The 24511-nt window shown below is 70.2% G+C and carries 8 protein-coding genes and 2 pseudogenes; 4 read left to right on the top strand and 6 right to left on the bottom strand.

Annotation, left to right across the window (positions count from 1 at the left end; translation table 11 throughout):
• Window positions 1-3: 3 nt before the first annotated feature.
• The 4 genes from OG332_RS34840 to OG332_RS34825 all read right to left on the bottom strand — a co-directional run bounded on the left by OG332_RS34840 (window position 4) and on the right by OG332_RS34825 (window position 8223).
• Complete coding sequence (locus tag OG332_RS34840) at window positions 4-3168, bottom strand: amino acid adenylation domain-containing protein (protein ID WP_327417175.1); 3165 nt, start codon at window positions 3166-3168, stop codon at window positions 4-6.
• 956 nt (window positions 3169-4124) lie between these two features.
• The gene (gene rsgA, locus OG332_RS34835; RefSeq protein ID WP_327417174.1) at window positions 4125-5291 is read right to left on the bottom strand and encodes a ribosome small subunit-dependent GTPase A; all 1167 of its coding nucleotides are present in this window, start codon (window positions 5289-5291) and stop codon (window positions 4125-4127) included.
• Window positions 5292-5935: 644 nt separating this feature from the next.
• Window positions 5936-6499, bottom strand: a complete 564-nt coding sequence (locus OG332_RS34830; RefSeq protein WP_327417173.1) for an EF-hand domain-containing protein — start codon at window positions 6497-6499, stop codon at window positions 5936-5938.
• Window positions 6496-8223, bottom strand: a complete 1728-nt coding sequence (locus OG332_RS34825; protein ID WP_327417172.1) for an aldehyde dehydrogenase family protein — start codon at window positions 8221-8223, stop codon at window positions 6496-6498. Before OG332_RS34825 ends, OG332_RS34830 begins: the two co-directional genes overlap by 4 nt.
• A gap of 264 nt (window positions 8224-8487) precedes the next feature.
• On the opposite strand from OG332_RS34825, the pseudogene OG332_RS34820 reads away from it, so the two are divergent.
• Window positions 8488-8909: pseudogene (locus OG332_RS34820) on the top strand (helix-turn-helix domain-containing protein); the annotation flags it as partial.
• 72 nt (window positions 8910-8981) lie between these two features.
• Here OG332_RS34820 and rsgA (OG332_RS34815) read toward each other — a convergent pair.
• Together rsgA (OG332_RS34815) and OG332_RS34810 are read right to left on the bottom strand one after the other, a co-directional pair.
• Window positions 8982-9455: pseudogene (rsgA, locus tag OG332_RS34815) on the bottom strand (GTPase RsgA); the annotation flags it as partial.
• A 298-nt stretch (window positions 9456-9753) separates the two neighbouring features.
• Window positions 9754-10479, bottom strand: a complete 726-nt coding sequence (locus OG332_RS34810; RefSeq protein ID WP_327417171.1) for a recombination directionality factor — start codon at window positions 10477-10479, stop codon at window positions 9754-9756.
• 443 nt (window positions 10480-10922) lie between these two features.
• Here OG332_RS34810 and OG332_RS34805 point away from each other — a divergent pair, with 443 nt between their 5' ends.
• From OG332_RS34805 to OG332_RS34795, 3 genes are read left to right on the top strand one after another with little or no spacing between them, the layout of a single operon-like run.
• Window positions 10923-17264, top strand: coding sequence for a protein kinase domain-containing protein (locus OG332_RS34805; RefSeq protein ID WP_327417170.1), 6342 nt, complete (start codon window positions 10923-10925; stop codon window positions 17262-17264).
• A gap of 41 nt (window positions 17265-17305) precedes the next feature.
• On the top strand, window positions 17306-20254 hold the full coding sequence (locus OG332_RS34800; protein ID WP_327417169.1) for a DEAD/DEAH box helicase: 2949 nt from the start codon (window positions 17306-17308) through the stop codon (window positions 20252-20254).
• Window positions 20254-24432 (top strand): Eco57I restriction-modification methylase domain-containing protein, encoded by a 4179-nt coding sequence (locus OG332_RS34795; protein ID WP_327417168.1) that lies wholly within the window; start codon window positions 20254-20256, stop codon window positions 24430-24432. Before OG332_RS34800 ends, OG332_RS34795 begins: the two co-directional genes overlap by 1 nt.
• Window positions 24433-24511: the final 79 nt, after the last annotated feature.

Genomic DNA, 24511 nt, shown 5'->3' with positions numbered 1-24511 from the left:
CTTCTAGAAGGTGAAGTCGGCGTGGGCGGACGTATCCGTGGTGGGTCGTTCCACCCGGCCGGACAGCGGGGCGTGCGGCGAGCGTTCGAGATCGTCGATGAGCTCGGCCACACTGCGGAGCAGGTACTGCGCGGATGACGCGGCGAACAGGGCGGTGCTGTACTCGAGTTCGAGCACGATGCCCTCGGGCCGCTGGAACGCCTGGAGGTTCAGGTCGAACCGGCAGGTGCCGGTGTGCAGCAGGTGCACGTCGGCCCGCACTCCCTCCCGGGAGACGGTGTGGAAGTCGATGTTCTGCAGGGCGAAGAAGGCGTCGACCAGCGGCAGGCGGGAGGTGTCCCGCTCCGTCCGGAGCCCCGCGACGACCTGGTCGAAGGGGAACGCCTGGTGCTCCAGGGCCTCCTGGTGGCGGTCGTGCGCGACGGTCAGCAGGTCGGCGAGGGTCGCCGTCCCGGGCACGGTCAGCCGCAGGGCCGCGGTGTTGACGAACATGCCGACGACCGGCTCGACCTCGGGGTGGACCCGGCCGCTCATGGGGCTGCCGCACACCACGTCGCGCTGGCCGGACAGCCGCATCAGCGCGGCGGTGTAGGCGGTCAGCAGCACGGCGTACGGGGTGGTGGACGAGCCGGCCGCGATGCGGGCGACCGCCCCGGCCCGCTCGGAGGTCAAGGGCAGCCGCTCCACGGCACCGGCCTCCGCGCGCACGGGCGGGCGGGGGTGGTCGGTGGGCAGTTCCAGCCGGGGCGGGTCGGCGAGCACGCCGAGCCAGTAGTGCTCGTCCGCCGCGTGCGTGCCGTCGGCCAGCCGGTCTGCGCACCACCGGGAGGCCTCCGCGTAGCCCCACTTGGGCTCGGCCAGGATTCCGCCCGAGAGCAGCTCGGTGAGCTCCTCGGCGAGGATGCGCAGGGAGACCCCGTCGAAGACGATGTGGTGGACGTCGAGGTAGAGCCGGTGCCGCGTGTCGTCGAGCCGGACCAGCAGGGCCCGCAGCAGGGGCGCCGTGCCGAGGTCGAAGGGCTGCACGAAGTCGGCCAGGACCCGGGCGTCGTCCGGATGGGCGGCGAGGTCGGACTCCGTGAGCTGGACCGGTTCGGCCGGCCGGACCTCCTGGCGGACGCCCTCATGGGTGGTACGGAACCGGGTGCGCAGGGCGTCGTGCCGGCGTACCAGCTCGGTGAGGGCGGACCGGATCTCCGCAGCGGTGAGCCGGCCGTGCAGGTCCACCCGCAACGGGATGTTGTAGGCGACCGAGGCCGGGGCGACCTGGGCGTGGGTGTGCATGCCGTGCTGCTGCGGGTGCAGCACGGTGGGCGTTCCCTCGGGTACGTGGGCGGGCGGCCACTTGGGCCCGGGCGCAGCGGCGGGTGCGGCGGCGTGCCGGCCGACGGCGTCCGCCATCGCCGCGAGCGTGCGGTGTTCGAACACCTCGCGGAACGGGAGCCGGATGCCGTCGTGGACGGCGAGCCGGCCGACGAGCGCACCGACGGAGAGGGAGTTGCCGCCGAGGGCGAAGAAGTCGTCCTGCGGGGTGAGGGCCCGTCCGTTCAGGCGCAGCACGGTGTCCCACAGCACGGCGAGGGAGCGCATTCCCGGCGGGAGGCCCGCGAGGGCCGTGCCGTCGGGTGCGCTGGCGCGGGCGGACGGGGCGGGCGACGGGAGCGCGGCCTTGTCCACCTTGCCGTTGGCGTTGAGCGGCAGCCGGTCCATGACCACGAGGTGGTCGGGCCGCAGGTACTCGGGGAGGCGGGCGGCGAGCTCCTCGCCCACACCGGCCGCGGTGGCGCCGTCCGCGAGGACGACGTGTCCCACGAGGTGCTTCCCGCCCTCGTCGGCGGCGACGGTCACACAGGCGTCACGGACGCCGGGGCAGCCCAGCAGGACCGCTTCGACCTCCTTGACCTCGACCCGGTGGCCCCGGATCTTGACCTGGTCGTCGACGCGCCCGTGGAAGTGCAGCAGGCCCTGCGCGTCGGTGCTGACGCGGTCGCCGGTGCGGTAGTACCGCTCGCCGCCGATGGTGACGAATCGCTGCGCCGTGAGTTCCGGGCTGCCCAGGTAGCCGCGGGCCAGACCGGCTCCGCCGGTGTAGAGCTCGCCCTGCGCACCCTGCGGCACCGGGGCTCCGGACCCGTCGAGGACGAGCACGGTGGTGCCCGCGACGGGACGGCCGATCGGGAAGGCACCGGGCTCGTCGGTCCCGATCTCGTGGGTGGTGGTGAAGGTGGTGTTCTCGGTGGGACCGTAGCCGTTGATGATCCGCAGGCCCGGATGCGCGGCCTGCAGGGCCCGGACGTGCCGTACCGAGAGCACGTCGCCGCCGACCAGGACGGCGCCCAGGCCGGCGAAGACCTCCGGATCGGTGTCCACCGTCTGGTTGAAGAGCGGCGCGGTCATCCACATCACGGAGACCGCGTGCTCGCGGAGGGTCTGCTTCAGGGCGGAGGCGACGAGCAGCGTCTCGGTGTCCGCCACGCACAGCGTCGCTCCGTTGAGGAGGCAGCCCCAGATCTCGAAGGTCGCTGCGTCGAACTCCAGGGCCCCCGTCAGCAGCAGCCGGTCCTGCGGCGTGAACCGGTAGAAGTCGCTGTCCCTGACCAGCCGGACGATGCCGGACTGTTCCACCAGCACCCCCTTGGGGCGCCCGGTGGATCCGGACGTGAACATCACGTACGCCAGCGGGGAGCGGTCCTGCGGCCGCGGCGCGGCGGCGGCCGGCGCGGTACGGCCGGCCAGCCGGCCCTCGGCGACCAGGGTGTCAGGCGTGGCGGTCCGCATCCCCTCCGGGACCGCCGGGCCCAGTGTGTCCTCCAGACCGGGCGCGCACACCAGCAGGTCGGCCCCGCAGTCCTCCAGCATCATGCGCAGGCGCTCGCCGGGGAACCCCGGGTTGACGGGCAGGTAGGCGCCGCCGGCGAGGACGACGGCCAGGGTGCACACCACCGCTTCCGCCGACCGCGGGAAGGCCATGGCCACGAGGGTCTCGCGGCCCACACCGCGGGCGGCGAGTCCGGCCGCCAGCAGCCCGGCGCGCTCGTGCAGTTCGGAGTAGGTCAGCCGGGTTTCGCCGTCGATCACGGCGAGGGCGTCGGGGCTGCGGCGGACCTGTTCGGTGAAGAGGTCTTCGAGCAGCTGATGTCGCAGGTGCGGCGGGACCGCCGTATCCATGAGAGTGGGCCTTTCCGGTGGAAGCCGCGCGCAGGCGCAGTCCGGACTCGGGCAGCGATGGCCTGAATCAGGGCGTGGCTCAGCGGCGAGCGTTGCGTGCGTACATCTCCGCCACGGCCTGCCCGCCAGGGGCGCCGGGCGGAGAGCGGGCATGCCGATCGGAGGGCAGGGAGAATCCCGTGCCGGTCGGTCGATCGGAAGGGTTAGCCAGGGAAGCAGCCGGTTCGGCCTGCGATCACACCTGGAACTCCAGCGAGGTACAACAGGAATGAATGCCGAGTGAAGACGTAATGCCATCTTGGCGGAAGGCGTGCGGCGCCATTATTGGTTCCCCCTGCGTCACATAAGTCGTGATCAACTTAACAGTCGCACACCAGGAATCGGTGGGTGTCGGCCAGAGACGGCGTGAACCGTACGGTCCCCGGCAGCCGGCGTCCGACGACCCCCTGCCGACCGCCCGGACACCCTCCTGCGAGCGCCTCGACCGGGGGCGGGCACGTTCCCCGTCCGGCTCCACGGCGGGCGGAACCGCTTTTGCACGAAGCAGAGTTGACCCTTGTGGAACCGTCTGCCGACTGGCCGGGGACGGCGCCGCGCATCACGCCTCGGCCGATGGCCGAGCGGCGGGGCGCCCCCCTTCCCACCTGCCCGGAAGGGCGACGACGGTCCCGATTTGCCCAGCTGCCACCAGAGCCGGAACCTGCCCCTCCGCGGCACCAGAGTGTCTGAAAACCGACCGGTCTGCCGCTGCCCTCCGCTGCCAGTGGCGGGGGCGGGCGGCGGGGCCCAAAGACCTGGGGCTCCGCCCCAGACCCCGCGCCTCAGACGCCGGCGGGGCTGACATTGCCGCTGCGCGGCACCTTCGCGCACAGCTCAGCCGAATCCAGCCCCGCCGGCAACGGAGGCGCGGGGCCGGGGACGGAGCCCCGGGTGGGGCTCCGCGCGGGCGGCGTGGGTCAGGAGCGGGCGCCGCGCTTGGCCGCGTAGTTGGCGCGGCCCTCCGCCGACTTGAGGCGCCAGTCGCGGCGGATCTCCGACCGGAGCCGCGCGTCCGTCTTCGCCACGATCCGCTGGTTCTCCCGCAGCAGCTTGCGGTAGCTGTCCAGGCGGCGTTCCGCCAGCTCCCCCGAGTCCAGCGCGGCCAGCACCGCGCACCCCGGCTCCGCCTCGTGCGCGCAGTCGTGGAAGCGGCAGTGCTCCGCGTACTCCTCGATCTCCGAGAAGACCTGGCCGACGCCGGTCTCGGCGTCCCAGAGCCCGACGCCGCGCAGTCCCGGCGTGTCGATCAGGACGCCGCCGCCCGGCAGGGCGAGCAGGTTGCGGGTCGTCGTGGTGTGGCGGCCCTTGCCGTCGACCTCGCGGGCCTCCTGGACCTCCATGACCTCCGCGCCGAGCAGCGCGTTGGCCAGGGTGGACTTGCCGGCGCCGGAGATGCCGAGCAGCACGCTGGTGCCGCCCGCGACGACGGCGGCGAGGACGTCCGTGCCCTCTCCGGTGACGGAGGAGACGGTCAGTACCTGGACGCCCGGCGCGGTGGCCTCCACGTCCTGGACCAGGTGCCCGAGCGTCACCGGGTCGGGAACGAGGTCCGCCTTGGTGAGGACGACCAGCGGCTGCGCCCCCGACTCCCAGGAGTCCGCCGACGTACGCAGCAGTGCATCACCGCTCGAACTGGACATCGCGAGCGCGAGGAACCGTTCGATCCGCCCGAGGTCGAGTTCGACCGCGAGCGACACACAGATGACGATGTGGTCGATGTTAGTGGCCAGCACCTGGCCCTCGGAACGCTTGGACGACGTCGACCGGACGAACGCGGTCCGCCGAGGCAGGATCGTCCGCGCGTACCGGGGGTCACTGCCCTCGGGGTCGACGGCGACCCAGTCCCCCGTGCACACGACCTTCATCGGATCGCGGGGAACGACGAACTCGGTGTCGGCTCGGATGACCCCATCGGGGGTGGCCACATCACACTGGCCGCGATCGACACGGACGACCCGGCCCGGGACCAGGCCCTGGGCGGCGTACGGGGCGAACTCGGCCTCCCAGCCCTCGTCCCAGCCGTAGACGGCGAGCGGGTGCTGGACAGCGGAAGAGGAAAACGGGTGGAGCGGAGCGTTGAACAAGGGGAACCCTTCGAAGGGTGGCCCCGGCGGCGCGCTCCGAGCGCGCGGAAGTCGAGTGGGTGTCAGCCGGAGACCACAGGGGTGGGAACGATGAACTCCTGAATGCGGGCAGAGCCCGTCACCACGACAGTCATCAATGTCCTCACCTCCTGCTTCTTCTCAACGAACCAACACCGTGCCCTTGGCAACGACACACAGCCGCGCCTTGGAACGAGCAGAACCATAACCCCACCCCAGTGCACGGCACCACCGATTAAATTCGGGACCTCACCTGGACGCCCCCGACAGCCGGCGGACCAGCGTCACGCCGCGAGTCGTACAGCATCCTGGGCGAGGACCTGGGTCCTGCCGATGTCAACCACCGGCCGCCTGTAGCTCACAGCGATCCACGTGCGCCCGACGGAACACACCAGTGCCTGACGGCGGCCACGACGCGGTGGTTCGCGGCGCAACTGGCGGATCCTCGGATGACGTGCAATCTCCTGCTCGCGACAGTACTCGCCGCAGCCACGGTGCCGTCCGTCCCCGCGCCGCAGGCTTACGCCGCCGGGTGTGACGACGACGAGCTGTACTGACCCTTGCCGGCATGCCCGCACAAAGGACAAGGCCCGGGTCCGTGACCCGGGCCTTGTCCCTTCCAGGGCTCAGGCGACAGGGCCGTAGAGCCAGTTCCCCCGCGCGGCGGCATCAGGGCTGATGTAGTACTGGCGCATCGCCGCGAGGAGTTCGTCGACGCTCAGCTTGCCGCTGCCGTCCGTGTCGAGGTGCTTGAACGCGGCGGCTCGGTGTTCGGGCGCGGTGCCGAAGACCTGCTGCCAGGCCTGGAACTCCCTCTCGTCCACCTCACCGTCCTCATCGGTGTCGAGCAGTGTGCACACCGCCTGGGCCAGGGGCCGCAGCGACGCGTCGAAGCCTCCGGCGGAGGCCACGAACGCCCCCGTCATGCCCGCGCGATACTCCTCCGCGGTGAGCTGTCCGTCCGCGTCCACGTCGGCGGCCTCCGCGAGGGCGTCCCAGAAGCGGGTCATACCGTCCATCAGCGCGGTGCCCTTGGGTGAAGTGGCGGGCTCGCCGAACTTGGCCAGCAGCCGGGAGCCGAGGGTGAGCAGATCCTCACGGTCGACTTGGCCGCTGCCGTCGGCGTCGAAGTGCCCGAAGCAGACATCGATCTTGTGGTGGAGCAGGGGGGTGCCGGAAAGCGCGGTCATGGGGCATGCCTCTCTTGCGCGGCTGCGCCGCTGTGTTCGTGCGGCCGGACAGCCGTGGACGGCGGCCCGGAGGCTTGGCGGAGTCCGGCAGCGGCGAGGTGGTCGAAGTGCCCCGGTTCGCCGGTGCCGATACTGATTCCCTGGAGTCGAGTGGTACGCAGAAAGGGGATGTTGGCCTCGCCGAACACCCCACCGGAAAGCCCCGTACCGCCGATGATGGGCAGGACGGGCAGGGTGCCGATGTGGCTGTCGTTGACCTTCAGCACCCCGCCGTTGGTCACCTCGTCGGTGAACCGGTGGATGACGTCCAGGTCTTGGGCCCACAGGGAGTTGCGCAGCCCGTACGGATTCGCGTTGACGAAGGCGATCAGCGCGTCCAGGAGCTCGCGGTCGATGGCCTCCTCGGTCCCTGCTGCGCCTGGTGCGCCGTCGGGAACGATCACGCACATGAGTGGGAAGAACGTCTCCTCCGTGACAGCCCGCATCGTCGCCGCCTCCGGCAGCCCCCTTACGCGGAGCAGTACCGGCCTGATGAAGGGCCCTCGCTGGGTCGGTGTGTCCGTCACGTCGACCAGCTCGCCCCCGCACAGCAGCTCGGCGCCCTTGGCCACGGCGTCGTCGAGCACGTCCTGGCACTGGGAACGCTTGACGACGGGAGTGAGCACGACGTCCGGATCCTCCGGAGGCCCGACGCGCAGCCTGAGCGCCCGGCTGCGCACCAGCTCGGTGAACTGCTCGGCCACGGCCGGGTGGACCAGCGTGAACTTGGGCGCGAAGCAGAGCTGTCCGGAGCCCTGATACCGCTCCATAGCCGCGTCGGCCGCCTGGTGCAGATCCGCGTCCCGCCACACCACCAGGGCATCGTTTCCGGCCAGCTCCATGATGGGCTTCTTGCCGTACTCCAGGCAGGCCCGGGTGAGCTGGGCGCCCTGGCTCGGTCCGCCGAAGAAGAAGATGTCGTCGCAGTCGGGCGAGGCGAGCCAGGTCCGCAGGGTGGGCCGCGCGGGCGCGCAGAGCACGCTGAGCGTGCCGGGCGGGGCCCCGTACTCCGCCAGCAGCGGGGCGACCAGCTCGTGGAAGACGTACGCGGTGCTCAGAGGGACCGCGGGCGGTGCGTTGAGGATCAGCGCGTTCCCGGCCGCCAGGGTCGGTACGGCGGCCATCGCGGTGAGGACGGGGGCGTTGCGTGCCGGACTGAGGCACACCACCCCGTCGGGCTTGCGCACCAGCCGGACCAGGCGGCCGGCCTGTTTACCCTCCCACAGCATGGCGTCCCGGGCGTGGTCGACCGTGTCCGGGTGCGTCAGGCTCAGTGCCGCCGACAGGGCCCATTGCGCCACGCGTACCGGGTGCCCCTCGGACACCAGGACCTCGACGAACTCCTCCGCCCGGTCCCGCAGGAGGTGGTGGAAGGCGCGGACGAGGTCCAGGCGCCGCTCCAGGGGCACTCGCGCCCACACCGGCTGCGCCGTGCGGGCCAGGGAGAGTGCCGCCTGGGCCTGCGCGTCGGTCGACCGGGCCACCCGTCCGACCAGCCTGGGATCGGCGTGATCCTCTCGGGTGGCGCGATCGTGGTCGAGACGCGCCTTGAGCGCGAGTACGTCGTACGGCTCGCGGAGCAGCGCACTGCTCCTGGGCCAGTGCACCCAGCCGTGACCGGGCTCGGGGGTGCCGCCCAGCAGTACCGGGTAGGCGGGCTGAGACAGGCGAGGAGGAAGGCTCACGTTCCGAATACTGCGCTGCGACTGGCGACTTCCGGCCTTCCGGCAGGCCACTTCTGCCGGAACGAGTGATCTTTGCCTTTGGCTGAAATCAGTCTGGCGAATTCAGAGTCAACAATGCGGAGCATGTAGCAGGATGTTTCGTCCTCGTGCCCGGCTCCTGATCGGGTGACGCCGGTGAGGTTGAGGTGATGGCCTCAACGCACGAAGCCCCCGTGCCGTTGGGGGAGGTGTTCGAAGTCTCAACCCACCGGCACAGGAGCCTCGTTGGTTCCCCGTCCTGCCGCACTCGACCTCCCGCATGCCCTGGTCGAGTGGGTCACGATGCTCACCGTCACCCGTGAGAGTGACCGACGGTGCAAACTCCCGCCGCACCAGCGGGCGCTCGTCGCTCTGGTGTACCTGCGCCGCCACGTACCCTCACCCGGATCGCGTCCGGCTTCGGGATATCCGTCGGCACCGCCCACGCGTACGTCACCGCCGTGACCGGCCTGCTGGCCGACCGGTCCCCTGGCCTGCTCAAGACCCTGCGCGAGCATGATCCGGAGTTCCTCCTGCTGGACGGCACCCTCGCCGAGTCCGACCGCGTCGGCGACAGCCGGGCCGATCACTCCGCCAAGCACCGCCGGCACGGCGTGAACATCGAGGTCGTCACCGACCCCACCGGTGAGGTCCTTGAACATTCCCCCTGAGTTACGTTCTGCGTAAACCTCTCTCCGCTGCATCTTCGCGCCGGACTCCCAGGAGTCCGCCGACGTACGCAGCAGTGCCTCGCCACTCGAACTGGACATCGCGAGCGCGAGGAACCGTTCGATCCGCCCGAGGTCGAGTTCGACCGCGAGCGACACACAGATGACGATGTGATCGATGTTAGTGGCCAGCACCTGACCCTCGGACCGCTTGGACGACGTCGACCGCACGAAAGCCGTACGGCGAGGGAGGATCATCCGCGCGTAGCGCGGATCACTGCCCTCCGGGTCGACGGCGACCCAGTCCCCCGTGCACACGACCTTCATCGGGTCGTGAGGAACGACGAACGCAGTGTCGGCACGGACGACGCCGTCAGGGGTGACCACATCACACTGGCCACGATCGACCCGGACGACCCGGCCCGGGACCAGGCCCTGCGCGGCGTACGGGGCGAACTCGGCCTCCCAGCCCTCGTCCCAGCCGTAGACGGCGAGCGGGTGCTGGACAGCGGAAAGAGAAGACGGGTAGAGCGAAGCGTTGAACAAGGGGAAACCCTTCGAAGGGTGGCCCCGGCGGCGCGCTCCGAGCGCGCGGATCGAGTGGGTGTCAGCCGGAGACCACAGGGGTGGGAACGATGAACTCCTGAATGCGGGCAGAGCCCGTCACCATGACAGTCATCAATGTCCTCACCTCCTGCTTCTTCTCAACGAACCAACACCATGCCCTGGGCAGCGACACAGCCGCGCCTTGGAACGAGCAGAACCATAGCCTCGCCCCAGGACACGGCACCACCGATTAAATTCGGGGTCCCCCCGTACGACGCCGACAAGCAGCGGACCAGCGTCACGCCGCAAGTCGCACGGCGTCCTGGGCGAGGACCTGGGTCCTGCCGATCTCAACGACCGGCCGCCTGTAGCTCGCGGCGATCCCAGAGCGCGTGGTGAACTCCACCAGTTCGTACCGGAGTACACCCACGACCGGAACAGCCGCCGTGTCCAGGGCGGCAGCCAACGCGGGCAGCTCGGCAGCGAGTTCCCACGAAGTCGATACGAGGTCGAACGCACCCAGCCCGGGAAGGTCCGCCAGCCGGAAGCCGATTCGGACCTCAGGTGTCGGCCCGCGACCTGCCTGGGCTGCCGCCTTGCGATCAGCCAGGCTCGCCGGACAACCACACAGCGATCCACGTGCGCCCACCGGCTCCAAGAGCCGAGTTCCGTCGCAGACATGGAAAGTCTCACCAGCTCCGCGCATCACCATGCGAAGCGAGATGGCCCCGCGGCCATCCAGCAAGACAGGGATGTGATCGCGGCGAGTCAGGATCTCGACGACGTGCTCGTCGCCGGCGTCCAACATCCGCGGCACACCTCCATAGAGCCCACCCACAGCGTCAGCGACCGCGGGATTCTCCGTTGTAACGCGCCATGCCTGCACCGCAATGGGCTTTCCACCTCGCTGTCGCGCCACGTGGAATCGGCCCACGGGATCCGACGCGGATACGCGCGACCGATCCGCCCTAGTGTCGTCGAGCTTCTGATCCCGACTGGGGCTGTAATGCAGGTAGGGAGCCATGGCCTTCCTCCGGCAGCGCGATGTTCAGAGGCTCCAAGGATCCGATGCCCTCGCCGGTTGGCGTAGCCGGAATTCACGTGTAGAGAGATGCCGGCTCGCACGTCATGAGGTCCGAGCAAGGTGTGATCAGTTCCCCCAACACCGCAACCTCAGCGACACCCCACCCGCGCACTATGCGGCCATGAGTGATCGTGCTGTAGTGCCTCGTCGCGCTGCCCCATGAACCGCTCTGGTCTACCGCAAGATGCTGGTGACGCTGGCCGCCTGGTGAGACCACTGCGACCTGGTTGCCGCGCGTCCGGGGCGGCGTGCCAGAGCCGACTCCACAGTCAGTCTGTTGACAACGTCAACGCGAGTGTGTGAATCTCGTCAACACGTAAAGGTGTACGCTCCATGCGGGGACGTACCCACCTTGCACACGACGGGTGAATCGGGGAGGGCCAGTGGGCCTGGAGACGGTCGGCGGACGCTTCCGGATCACGGGGATCGTGGGCCGCGGGAACATGGGCGAGGTACACCGCGCCGAAGACCTCCAGGCCACCCCGGACGCCCCACACCGGGAGGTCGCGGTCAAGACCGTGCTGCGCGGCCGGACAGGGATCGCCGTCGACACGTCGGGTACCGGCAAGGAGATCGACCGCTTCCGCCGCGAAGTGCGGATCATGCGCATGCTCTCCCAGGGCCACCCGAACCTCACCCGGCTGATCGACGGCGGCGTGGACGAGTCGCCTGGGGGCAGTGGTCTGCCCTTCCTCGCCATGGAGCTGCTCGACGGTCATCCGCTCGCGGACCTCATCGACGAGGAGCCCCAGCTCCCGGTCTCCTGGGTCGCCGCCATCGGGGCGCAGATCGCCGCCGGGCTCGCCGCCGCACACACGGCCGGGGTCGTGCACCGCGACCTGAAGCCCGCCAATGTGATGCTGACCCGCGACGGCACCGTCAAGATCCTCGACTTCGGCATGGGCTCGATCGTCGACGATCCGGACCAGACCCGGCTGACCAGCACCGGCGTCAGCGTCGGCACGGCCCGCTACATGGCACCCGAGCAGTTCCGGGCCGAGCGCGTCACCGCGCTCGCCGACCTCTACGCGCTCGGCTGCATCCTGTACGAGCTGCTGATCGGGCAGCCGCCGTTCTCCGCCCGGACCCCGTACGAGCTCTCCGAGCAGCACCAGCACGCGCGGCCGCCGCTGCTGACCCTGGTGCGCCCGGACCTGCCCGCCGAGCTGGTCCGCCTGGTGGACCGCCTGCTCGAGAAGGACGCCGAACTGCGGCCTGAGAACGCCGCCCTGCTCCGTGACGTGCTGGTCCCGCTCGCGTTCGCGCCGGACGACACGGCCGCTCTCCTTGCCCCGCACTGGCAGGTGATGAACCCGGTGGCCCGGCTGCGGGCCCTGCTCCCCGAGCGCACCCCGGCGGCGCCCGCTCCTGTGCCGCGCAGAGAGCCGCGCCTGCCCGAGACGATGGACGTCTTCGGCATCCACGCCGACCTGATTAGCGAGTACGAGAGCTTCACCAAGAGCGCGACGGTGATCCGGGACGCCCGGATCACCGGCTTCGTCGAGGACGACATGGCGGCGAAGTCGCAGTGGCCTGACCCGTGGTTGTCGCTGAACCCGTTCTTCGCCGACGGAGGCAAGGTCACCGACCTCGTGCGGGACGGCATCCTGCACCCCAAGTGCGCCGAGATCTTCCAGGCGGGCAAGAAGGAGAGCTCACGGCGCCCGGACGGGCGCCCGCTGACCTTCCATCTCCACCAGCGGCAGGCGATCGAGGCCGCGCAGGCGGGCGATTCCTATGTGCTGACGACCGGTACGGGATCCGGCAAGTCTCTGTCGTACATCGTCCCGATCGTGAACCACATCCTGAAGGAGCGTCAGGCAGGCGGCGCGGGGGGCCGGGTGCGCGCAATCGTGGTGTACCCGATGAACGCGCTGGCGAACTCGCAGCTGATGGAGCTGGAGAAGTACCTGCGCCACGGATTCGGGGCGGGGAACGAGCCGGTCACCTTCGCCCGCTACACCGGCCAGGAGTCCGACGAGCAGCGGCGGGAACTGCGCAAGAACCCCCCGGACATCCTGCTGACGAACTACGTGATGCTGGAGCTCATGCTGACCCGGCCGGACGACCGGTCGAGCCTCATCCACATGGCCGACGGGCTGCAGTTCCTCGTCTTCGACGAGTTGCACACCTACCGGGGCCGCCAGGGCGCGGACGTGGCGTTCCTGATCCGCCGGGTCCGCGAGGCCTGCCGGGCCTCGACGACCCTCCAGTGCATCGGCACCTCGGCCACCATGTCCACCGAGGGATCCTGGGAGGACCAGCGGCGCGAGGTAGCCAAGGTGGCCGGCCGATTGTTCGGCACGACGGTGCTGCCGAAGCGTGTCATCGGCGAGACCCTCATCCGGGCCACCGAGGAGGCGCCGGTGACAGTGCCCGCCGAGCGGCTGCGGGTGCCGGCGGCGCCCCGTTCCTACGAGGCGCTCACGAAGGACTCGCTGGCGCGTTGGCTGGAGTCGCGGTTCGGTCTGGAGCGCGAGGAGGGCACAGGGCGGTTCCGGCGCTGCGCCCCGGGGACCGTCGAGGACGCGGCGGCCGAGCTCGCCGCGAAGTCCGGCGTGGCCGAGGAGAGTGTGCGCGAGGCGATCCGGACCACTCTGGAGGCGGGTTCGCAGGCGAAGAACCCGATGACGGAGCGGCCCCTGTTCGCCTTCCGGCTGCACCAGTTCCTCTCCAAGGGCGACACCGTCTACACGACGATGGAGGATCCGCTCAGCAGGCCGCTCACCCGCACGTACCAACTGGAGCAGCCGGGCAGCGGCGGCAAGCCGCTGTTCCCGCTGGCGTTCTGCCGTGAGTGCGGCCAGGAGTACCTGACCGTCTGGCGAACCGAGGAGAGCGGTGCGTTCCGGTACGAGCCGCGCCGGGACACCTCCGCCTCCGGGGGCCGCGACGGTGAGGGTTACCTGTACCTCGGCATGCCTGGGGAGGACTACGAGTGGCCGGCCGATCCGCAGACGGCCGTGGACGACCGGCGGTTGCCGGAGTCGTGGCTCGAGACGGACGCGCAGGGCGTGACCGTCGTCAAGAAGTCCTACGGCCCCCGGGTGCCCAAGCGGGTCGTCGTGGACGGGTTCGGGAACGAGTCGGGCGAGGGTCTGGTGGCCGCGTTCGTCCCGGCGCCGTTCCTCTTCTGCGTGCACTGCCAGGTCTCGTACGAGCAGACCCGCGGCCGGGACTTCGCCAAGCTGGCCACGCTGGACCAGGAGGGCCGTTCCTCGGCCACCTCGCTGATCTCCGCGTCGATCGTGAAGTCCCTGCGGGCGGTGCCGGAGGAGAGCCTCGGCAAGGAGGCGCGCAAACTCCTCACCTTCGTCGACAACCGGCAGGACGCCTCGCTCCAGGCCGGCCACTTCAATGATTTCGCCCAGGTCACCCAGTTGCGCGGTGCTCTCTACCAGGCCGCCGTACGGGCGGGCGAGGAAGGCCTGCAGCACGACGAGCTCGCCGAAGCGGTGACCGAGGTGATGGGGTTGTCGCCGCGCGAGTACGCGGAGGGCAAGGCCCTGGCTCCCTCCATGGAGCGCCGCGCGACGAAGGCCTTCCGCGATGTCGTGGGCTACCGGCTCTACCGGGACCTGGAGCGCGGCTGGCGCATCACGATGCCGAACCTGGAGCAGACGGGTCTGCTGCGGATCGACTACGAGGACCTGGGCTGGATCGCCGCCCAACCCGACCGCTGGCAGGCCGCGCACGCCGTGCTGCGCGAGGCCGACCCCGCGCTGCGCGAGGAGGTCGCCCGTACGCTGCTCGACTACATGCGGCGTGCCCTCGCCATCGACGTGCAGTACTTCCGCGACGACTTCGACACGCTGCTGCGGGCGAGCGAGGAGCGTCTCACAGGGCCATGGGTCCTGAGCGAGGGCGACCGGCCCGCCGTCGGCACCGCCTACCCGTACGGATCGAAGCCGGGTATGGAGCGCTCGGCGCTGTTCCTTTCGGCTCGCGGCAAGTTCGGCAAGTACCTCCGGCGGAACATGCCCGAGCTGCGTGCCCTGCCGCTGGACGATGTCCAGGGCGTCATCGAGGACCTGCTGAAGGTGCTGCTCGACGCGGAGGTGGTGCGCGAGGTGGAGGCGGCCCCCGAACACGCCGGCCCCGCCTACCGCCGTCGGGCGGCCGAGAAGCGCACCGGCTACCGGGTGTCGGCCGCCGCCCTGATCTGGCGTGCCGGCAGCGGTGAGCGGGGCGCGATCGACCCGCTGGCCCGCACGTACAGCAGCGGGGAGGGCCCGCGCGTCAACCCGTTCTTCCGCGACCTGTACCGGACGGCGGCGGCCGAGCTGGCCGGCCTGTTCGCCCGGGAGCACACGGCGCAGGTCACCCCGGAGGACCGGCTGGAGCGGGAGGGCCGGTTCCGCACGGCGGAGCTGCCCCTGCTGTACTGCTCGCCGACGATGGAGCTGGGCGTCGACATCTCCTCGCTCAACGCCGTGCTGATGCGCAATGTGCCGCCGACCCCGGCGAACTACGCGCAGCGCTCGGGCCGGGCGGGCCGCTCCGGTCAGCCCGCCCTGGTGACCACGTACTGCGCGACGGGCAACAGCCACGACCAGTACTACTTCCGCCGCTCCCAGGACATGGTGGCCGGGCAGGTGGCGCCGCCACGCCTGGACCTCGCCAACGAGGACCTGGTCCGGTCCCATATCCAGGGCATCTGGCTCGCGGAGACGGGGATGAAGCTGGGCGTCGCGATCCCGGACGTCGTCGACGTGGCCTACGACCCCGACGGCAGCGACCGCCCCGACCCGCAGATGCCTCTGCCGCTACTCCCCCACATCCGCGACCTGTCCCTGGACGAGGGCGCCCGCCAGCGCGCGGTCGCCGCGGCCCGTACCGTCCTCGCCCCGCTGATCGCGGACTTCGCGGACACCACCTGGTGGTACGACGAGTGGATCGAGGACCGGATCGAGCGTGCCCCGCAGCGGTTCGACGACTCCTTCGACCGCTGGCGCGAGCTGTTCCGAGCGGCCGTCGTCGACCAGTACGAGCAGAACAAGCGGGTCGTCGACCACACCCTCTCGCAGGGCGAGCAGGGCCGGGCGCGCACCCGCCGCCGCGAAGCGGAGACGCAGACGAACCTGCTGCTCAACCGCTCGTCGGACAGCAAGTCGGTGATGAGCGACTTCAACCCGTACCGCTACCTCGCGTCCGAGGGCTTCCTGCCCGGCTACAGCTTCCCGCGGCTTCCCCTGGCCGCATACATCCCGCGCTCCGGCAACCGCCGCAACGCCGACGGCGACTATCTGCAGCGTCCCCGGTTCCTCGCGATCCGGGAGTTCGGCCCCGGCGCACTCATCTACCACGAGGGTGCCCGCTACCAGGTCACCCGCGTGCAGCTGCCGCCGGACGCCTCGGGCGACCTGGCGACGGCGGAGGCGCGGCGCTGCGACGGCTGCGGCTACCACTACGCCGTCAAGCCCGGCGTGGACAGGTGCACGATGTGCCACGAGGAGCTGCGGAGCAAGCGCACCGGCCTGCTCCATCTCCACACCGTGTACACCACCCCGCGCGAGCGGATCTCCTCCGACGAAGAGGAGCGCCGCCGGGCCGGTTTCCGTCTGGAGACCTCGTACGCCTTCCAGGGCCACGGCGCCCGCAAGGGACGGCTCACCTCGCACGTCACGGACGCCGAAGGGGCGCCCGTCCTCGACTTGGACTACGGCGACTCGGCGACCGTCCGTATCACCAACCTCGGCCGCGTACGGGACAAGGAGGGCGAGCCGGACGGCTACTGGCTGGACCTGGGGGACGGCCGCTGGCTCAACGACCGGGCCGCCGCGGACGCCATCGAGGGCACCGGGATGCCGGTGGTCGACGAGGACGGCAACGAGAAGCGCCGCAAGAAGCGGGTCCTGCCCTATGTGGAGGACCGCCGCAACATCCTCGTCCTCACCCTGGACGAGCCGCAGCCGGAGCCGGTGGCCCTGTCGTTCCTGTACGCGCTCGAGCGGGGCATCGAGGCCGCGTTCGAGCTGGAGGACTCCGAGCTGACCGCGGAGCTGTTGCCCCCGGACGACGGCCCGCGCCGCCACATGCTGTTCACGGAGGCCGCCGAGGGCGGCGCCGGTGTGCTGCGCCGGATCCAGCACGACAAGAACGCCCTCGCCAGGGCTGCCCGCACCGCACTGGAGATCTGCCACTTCGACCCGGACACCGGCGAGGACCAGGGCGGGCCGACGGACAACGAGAAGTGTGCCCGCGGCTGCTACGCCTGCCTGCTGACCTACGCCAACCAGGCGCACCATCGCCAGCTGAGCCGGCACGCCGCTCACCCGCTGCTGGTGCGGCTGGCCGACGCCCGCACCGAGCGGGAGGACCGCGGCGAGTCCCGCAGCGAACAGTTCCGTCGGCTTGCTCCCGCAGTCAGCAGCGGGGACGCCGCCTCTGAGAGCGTCTCACTGACCCCGGTGGAGGCGGATCTGACTGCCCTCGTCGCGCGAGGCGATCTGCTCGGCTGGCTGCGGGCGAAGGGCTACCGGCTGCCGGACGAGGTCAACGTCCTCGTGCAGGCGGCGGGGGCGCGCCCCGATCTGGTGTTTCGCCTGGACGGTGCCAACCTCGCCGTGTTCGTCGATCTCCCCGGCCGCGCGGCCGACTCCACCCGCGACGTCGAGGCCGGGTACCGCTTGGAGGACGCAGGCTGGGATGTCCTGCGCTTCCCGACGGACGCGGACTGGGACACCATCACGGACAACAACGCCGCCTACTTCCAGCTCCGTTGATCGCCTCACCGGCTCCCGACCTTTAGGAACTGAGACATCTCATGAGCCTCACGTACACAGCCGGCTCCCTGGTCGCCGCCCGCGGCCGGGAATGGGTGGTCCTGCCCGAGAGCGCCCCCGACATGCTGGTGCTGCGCCCGCTGGGCGGTAGCGAGGACGACGTCGCGGCCGTCTTCCCGGCCTTCGAGGACGTACGCCCCGCCGAGTTCGCGGCGCCGAGCCCGGCCGACCTGGGCGACCAGCGCGCCGCCGGCCTGCTGCGCACGGCACTGCGCATCGGGTTCCGGTCGGGTGCTGGCCCGTTCCGCTCCCTGGCGTCGATCGCTGTGGAACCCCGCGCTTACCAGCTGGTGCCGCTGCTGATGGCGTTGCGGCAGCGCAATGTGCGGCTGCTGATCTCGGACGATGTCGGTATCGGCAAGACGGTCGAGGCGGGTCTGATCGCCAAGGAGCTCCTCGCGCAGGGCGAGGCGACCCGGCTGGCCGTACTGTGCTCCCCGGCGCTGGCCGAGCAGTGGCAGGGGGAGCTGCGGGAGAAGTTCGGCATCGACGCCGAGCTGGTGTTGGCCTCCACGGTGTCGCGCCTGGAGCGCGGTCTGGAGCTGGGCCAGTCCCTGTTCGACAAGCACCCGTTCACGATCATCTCGACGGACTTCATCAAGTCGACCCGTCACCGTGAGGACTTCGTACGGCACTGCCCCGACCTGGTAATCGTCGACGAGGCGCACACGTGTGTGGCCGCAGATGACACCGCTCAGGGTGCCGCGTCCTCCTCCTCTAACCAGCTCCGCTACGAGCTGCTGCGGAGGATCTCCGCCGACGCCGACCGTCACCTGCTGCTGCTGACCGCGACGCCGCACTCCGGCAAGGAGTCGGCGTTCCGTAATCTGCTTGGCCTGGTGCGCCCCGAACTGGCGACAGTGAACCTGGAAGCCCCGGCGGGGCGGGCGAAGCTCGCCGACCACTTCGTGGCCCGCAAGCGCGCCGATGTCCGCGACTACCTCACCAAGGAGGACGGCCTCGCCGACGACTCCCTGGCCGAGCGGACTGCCTTCCCCTCCGACCGCTGGACGAAGGACGAGCCGTACAAGCTGACCCCGGCCTACCGGGCTCTGCTCGACGACGCCATCGCCTACGCCAGGGACCGCGTCGAGGCGGCCGGCGAGCAGGGCAAGCGGGAGGCCCGCATCGCCTGGTGGTCGGTAATCGCGCTACTTCGCTCGATGGTGTCTTCGCCGGCGGCCGCTGCGCAGACCCTGAAGACCCGCTCCGAGTCCGCCGCCGCCCGCACGGCGCACGAAGCGGACGTCCTGGGCGCCCCGGTGGCAGCCGACTCCGCGGACAACGACCGGCTGGAAGGCATGGACGTCGCGCCGGGTGCCGCCGAGACGGAGGATGCCGGTGCCCGACTGCTGGAACTTGCCGAGCGGGCCGCGCAGCTCGTCGGCCCGGCCGAGGACGCGAAACTGAAGGCGCTCACCCGCCATCTGAAGAACCTGATCGCCGAGGGCTACCACCCGATCGTCTTCTGCCGCTACATCCCCACGGCCGAGTACCTGGCCGAGCAGCTCGACGGCAAGCTCGGCAAGAAGACGAAGATCGCCGCTGTGACCGGCACCCTCTCCCCGCAGCAGCGCCTGGAACGCATCGAGCAGCTCGCCGCTGAGGCCGCCGAAGAGGGCGGCGACCCGGCCGTCCGCCGCGTGCTGATCGCCACCGACTGCCTCTCCGAGGGCGTCAATCTCCAGCACCACTTCGACGCAGTCGTCCACTACGACCTGGCCTGGAACCCGACCCGCCACGACCAGCGCGAGGGCCGCGTCGACCGCTACGGCCAGAAGCGCGACCAGGTCCGTGTCATCACCATGTACGGCGAGGACAACGGAATCGACGGGAAGGTCCTGGAGGTGCTGTTCAAGAAGCACCGGCAGATCAAGAAGGACCTGGGTATCTCCGTCTCCGTCCCCGACGAGACCGCCTCCGGCGTCACCGATGCCGTCGTGGAGTGGCTGCTGCTGCACGGCCGGCAGGGCAGCCAGGAGAGCCTGTTCGAAATGGACACCCACCAGGAGTCCTTCGACCGCATCGAACACGAGTGGAACTCGGCCGCCGAGCGGGAGAAGACCTCCCGCTCCAAGTACGCCCAGCGTGCCATCCACCCGGAGGAGGTGGCCCGCGAGGTCGCCGCCGTACGGGCCGCGCTCGGCGGCGCCGAGGAGGTCCGCGACTTCGCCCTCGAGGCGCTGCGCGACCTGGACGCGCTGGTCCGCGACCCGCGCAACGGCAGCGGCGACTTCACCGCCCAGGTCGGTGGCACCCCGGCCGGCCTGCAGGACGCGCTCGCCGCCACGCTCGGCAACCGGCTCGTCGAGCAGGACCGTGAGATCCCGTTCCGCAACACTCCGGCGATCGCCCGCGGCGAGGCCGCGCTGGTCCGCACCGACCCGGCGATCGGGGCCATCGCCTCGTACGTCCTGGACTCGGCGCTGGACGTGGACGCTCTCGGCCCCCGCCCGGCCCGCCGCTGCGGTGTGGTCACAACGGACGCGGTCACCACCCGCACCACGCTCCTCCTGGTCCGCTATCGCTTCCACCTCACCCTGCCGTCCCGCACAGGCGAGCGACAGGTGGTCGCCGAGGACGCCCGTCTGCTCGCCTACGAGGGCATGCCGTCACGGGCCCGTTGGCTGGACGCCGACGCGGCCACCGCCCTCCTCGCGGCCCGCGCCACCACCAACACACACGAGCAGTCGGCCCGCAACCACATCACCCGCACCCTGGACGGCCTGCCGGACCTGTCCGCGCACCTCACCAAGTACGGCAAGAGCCTGGCCTCCGAACTCGATGCCTCGCACCGCCGGGTCCGCAAGGCCAACGAGGAGATCGTCCGCGGCCTGAAGGTCGTCCCGCAGGAACCCGCCGACGTCCTCGGTGTGTACGTCTACCTGCCGCAGCAGCCCGTTTCCATCTCGTCGGGAGCCGAAGCCTGATGTCCGCCGCCACCCGCACCGCCCTGGCCTTCACCGCCGTCACCACAGTCGGCGGCCTGCTCCCCGCCGACATGCTGCTGCGCATCGCCGAGGCGCGGAACCTGCCGGGCACCAAGCCCGCCGACTACGGCCTGCCCGCCTCAGTGCCCGTGCGCGACGAGGCCGAGCGCGCCTGGGAGTATCTCAAGCCCCTCTGGCGCGACCTGCGCACCGCCCTGCCCTCCGACCCCGTCACCGGCGCACCCGCCGCCGACCCCATCGGCCGGGCCGGCTCCGACTGGCTCGCCCAGCTCTTCCGCAAGCTGGACTTCGGTGCGCTGACGGAGGTCGGCGCGGCGGGCATCCCTGCCGACTCGGACGCTGAGAAGCGCTTCCCGGTCTCCCACCGCCACGGCCCTGCCCTGGTCCACCTCATCCCCTGGAACCAGGAGCTGGACAAGCGCCCGGCCGCCGGCCACGTCCCGGCCCAATCCATGCTGCAGGACTGCCTCAACCGCACCGAGGCCCACCTGTGGGGAGTCCTCACCAACGGCCGCCGCCTGCGCCTGCTGCGCGACTCCTCATCTTTCGCGACTGCGGCCTACGTCGAGTTCGACCTCGAAGCCATCTTCGACGGCGAGCTGTTCAGCGAGTTCGTGCTGCTGTACTGCGTGCTCCACGCCTCCCGGTTCACGGTGGCGGAGGGGGCGGCTGCTTCGGGGTGCTGGCTGGAGAAGTGGCGGACGGTCGCCATCGAGTCCGGCAGCCGGGCCCTGGACCACTTCCGCGACGGCGTCCAGGCGGCCCTCACCGTGCTCGGAACCGGGTTCCTGAGCCACCCGCACAACAACAAGCTCCGCGAACACCTGGACGTCCACGCCTTCCAGACGGCGCTGCTGCGGCTCGTCTACCGCATGATCTTCCTCTTCGTCGCCGAGGACCGGGGCGCCCTGCTGGATCCTGCAGCCGACGAACTAACCCGCGACCGCTTCACCCGCTACTTCTCTACCGCTCGCCTCCGCCGCCATGCCCTGCGCCGCCTGGGCACCGCCCACGACGACCAGTACCGTGCCCTGGAGTTGCTGATCGAGGCGCTGGGCTCCGAGGAGGGCCGCCCCGAGCTGGGTCTGAAGGGGCTCGGAGGCCTCTTCAACGACACCCTCGCCGACGAGCCCCTGCGCGGTGCGCGGCTGGCCAACCGCCAACTGTTCGAGGCGGTCAAGCACCTGGCCCGCGTGCGCGACGCGGGCTCCGCCCGCTGGCGTCCCGTCGACTACCTGCACATGGGTGCCGAGGAACTCGGCTCGGTGTACGAGGCGCTGCTGGAGCTGGTCCCGAAGCACAGCGCCGCCGACCGCACCTTCGAACTGGTCGACCGCATCGGCAACGACCGCAAGAAGACTGGCAGTTACTACACCCCGACCGCACTCACCGAGACTCTGCTCGACTCGACGCTCAACCCGGTGATAGACGACGCCGTCAAGCGTGGGGAGCGGAACGCGAGCGCCAACGGCCGTCCCGACCCTGCAGACATGATCGTCGAGGAACTCCTCTCCCTCACGGTCTGCGACCCCGCGTGCGGGTCGGGGCACTTCCTAGTGGCTGCGGCCCGTCGTGTCGCCAAGCGCGTCGCCGCGGTGCGCGAGCGCAACCCCGAGCCCACAGCCGAGGCAGTGCGCCACGCCCTTCACGAGGTCGTCGAGCGCTGCGTGTACGGCGTGGACCTCAATCCCATGGCGGTCGAGCTGGCCAAGGTGTCCCTGTGGCTGGAGGCCATGGAGCCCGGTCGTCCCCTCGGATTCCTCGACGCGCACATCAAGCACGGCAACGGCCTGATCGGGGCGACCCCCGCCCTGATGCGGGACGGCATCCCGGACAAGGCATTCAAGAAGGCTGAGGGCGACGACGAGGCCTGGGCAAGGTCGCTGCTTAACCGGAACGCACTGGAACGCGAGGGCCAAGGCGGCCTGTTCGAGGTCGAGACCGAGACGAAGGTCGCCAACGCCTCCTTTGCCCGCGGGCTGCGCCGTATCACCGCGTCCCCGGCCGACAGCCTTACCGACGTCCGCCGCAAGGAGGCCGCCTACCGCGACTGGGAGACGTCGGCCGAGTACCTGCGCGCCCTGCACCTGGCGGACGCGTGGTGCGCGGCGTTCGTCTGGGTCAAGCGCGAGGACGCCCCGCCAGCCATCACACACAAGGTTTTCCGGGACCTGGAGGCCCCCGAGGGTGACGCTGCGCCGCAGTCGACGCACGACGAGATCATGCGCCTGCGCGACCAGTACGCCTTCTTCCACTGGCACCTGGAGTTCCCCGAGATCTTCGAGGTTCCGGAGGACGGTGACGCGTCGGCGGACACGGGCGCGGTCGACCCGGCCACGGGGTGGAACGGCGGCTTCACGTGCGTGGTGGGCAACCCGCCGTGGGACAAGGTCGACTTCCACGACAAGCAGTACTTCAGCGTGGTTGCCCCTGAGATCGCAGACATCTCCGGCACGGCCCGCCGTACCCGCATCGCCGAGTGGGAGGAAGAGAACCCGGAGGCCGGAGAGCGGTACCGCCAGGCTCGGCGCGCAATCAAGGGGACGTTCCACTTCGCGGGGGACTCGGCGGTCTTCCCGTTGTGCGCGAAGGGGTTGACGGTCAAGGGCGTCAACTCCCTGCAGACGGACCAGCTCTTCGCTGAGCGAATGGCGAACGTGGTTGCGCCCCAGGGACGCTTCGGCCTGATCCTTCCGACGGCGGTTGCCACGGGTGCGAGCTCCCAGTATCTGTTCGGTGACTTCGCTCGGCGGGGGGTTCTGGCGTCGCTGTACGACTTCGAGAACCGCCGCCCGAAATCGCCCGCGCTGCCCCAGGGCGGCAGGTGGTTCGAGAGCGTGCACGCCAGCTACAAGTTCTGCCTGTTCACCCTCACTGGCCACGCCGCGCGCGCGGACGCCAGCCGCGTCGGCTTCTTCCTGTCCGACATCACAGACCTGGAAGACCCGAACCGGGTATTCGCCTTGGACCCCGAGGACCTGGCTCGGATCAACCCGAACACGGGCACTCTGCCGGTGTTGCGCACGCAGCGCGACGCAGACATCACGGCCGGCGTCTACCGGCGCGTGCCGGTGCTGTGGAACGGGGGACGCCAGGACGGCAACGCGTGGGCCATGTCCTTCAAGCGCCTCTTCGACATGACCGACGACTCCGACCTGTTCCGCAGCCGCGAAAGGCTTGAGTCCGAGGGCTGGGAACTGCAGGGCAACGTCTTCGAGCGAGACGGGGAGCAGATGCTGCCCTTGTATGAGGCGAAGATGGTGGACTTCTTCAACCACCGTGCTGCCGATGTCGTGAAGAGCCCGACCGCCGTCAACCGCCAGAATCAGCCCAGGTACCTGCCCGCCGAGGAGCTGCAAGACCCCGCGCGTCTGGCTCTGCCGCTCAACTGGATTCAGCAAGACGGAACGATCCCCACTCGACGTAACAACAAGGACATCCATGTCAAGGGGGTCGAGCTACGCCTCGCTGAGGAGAGGTGGGACCACGACTGGCTCTGCGGGTGGTGCGACGTCACCGCCTCAACCAACGAGCGCACCGCCATCCCCGCCTTCCTCCCCCGTACGGCCGTCGGCAACACCTACACCCTGATGCTCCCCCGCGTCGCACCCCCGCTGGTCGCGGCTATGGTCGCCACCCAGTCTTCGCTTGTCTTCGACTTCGTGAGTCGCCAGAAGATCAGTGACGCTCACATGAAACCGTTCATCTGGAAACAGCTTCCCGTCCCCACCCCCACCAACCTCCAACCACACCTCGTCTTCCTCCTCCCCCGTGTCCTCGAACTCGTTTACACCGCCTACGACATGACCCCCCTTGCCCGCGACTTGGGCGAGGAGGGCGAACCGTTCAGATGGGACGACGACCGTCGTGCCCAGCTGCGTGCCGAGTTGGACGCTTACTTCTTCCACCTGTACGGGATCTCCCGCGAGGACACCGACTACATCCTGGAGTCCTTCCGGACTGAGTCGGGCGGCCTCAAGAACAACGAGATCGCCAAGTTCGGCGAGTACCGCACCAAGCGCCTCGTCCTCGCCGAGTACGACCGCATGGACGCCGCCGGCTTGACCCTGGAGACCCCGCTCGCTGAGGGCGAATCCGGCACCTACCGCTCCACCCTCACCCCGCCCCCCGGGCAGGGCCCCCGCCATTCCGCCTGACCACGTCAGGTCGAAGGCCGGCTCTTCCCAGCGCCCGGCCCCTGCCAACCGGCAGGGGCCAGAAGCGGCGCATCTCTGC

This window comes from Streptomyces sp. NBC_01233, assembly GCF_035989305.1.
Classification (GTDB): Bacteria; Actinomycetota; Actinomycetes; order Streptomycetales; family Streptomycetaceae; genus Streptomyces.
The sequence above is the reverse complement of the archived record's forward strand: the minus strand, read 5'-3'. Positions and strand labels throughout refer to the sequence as shown.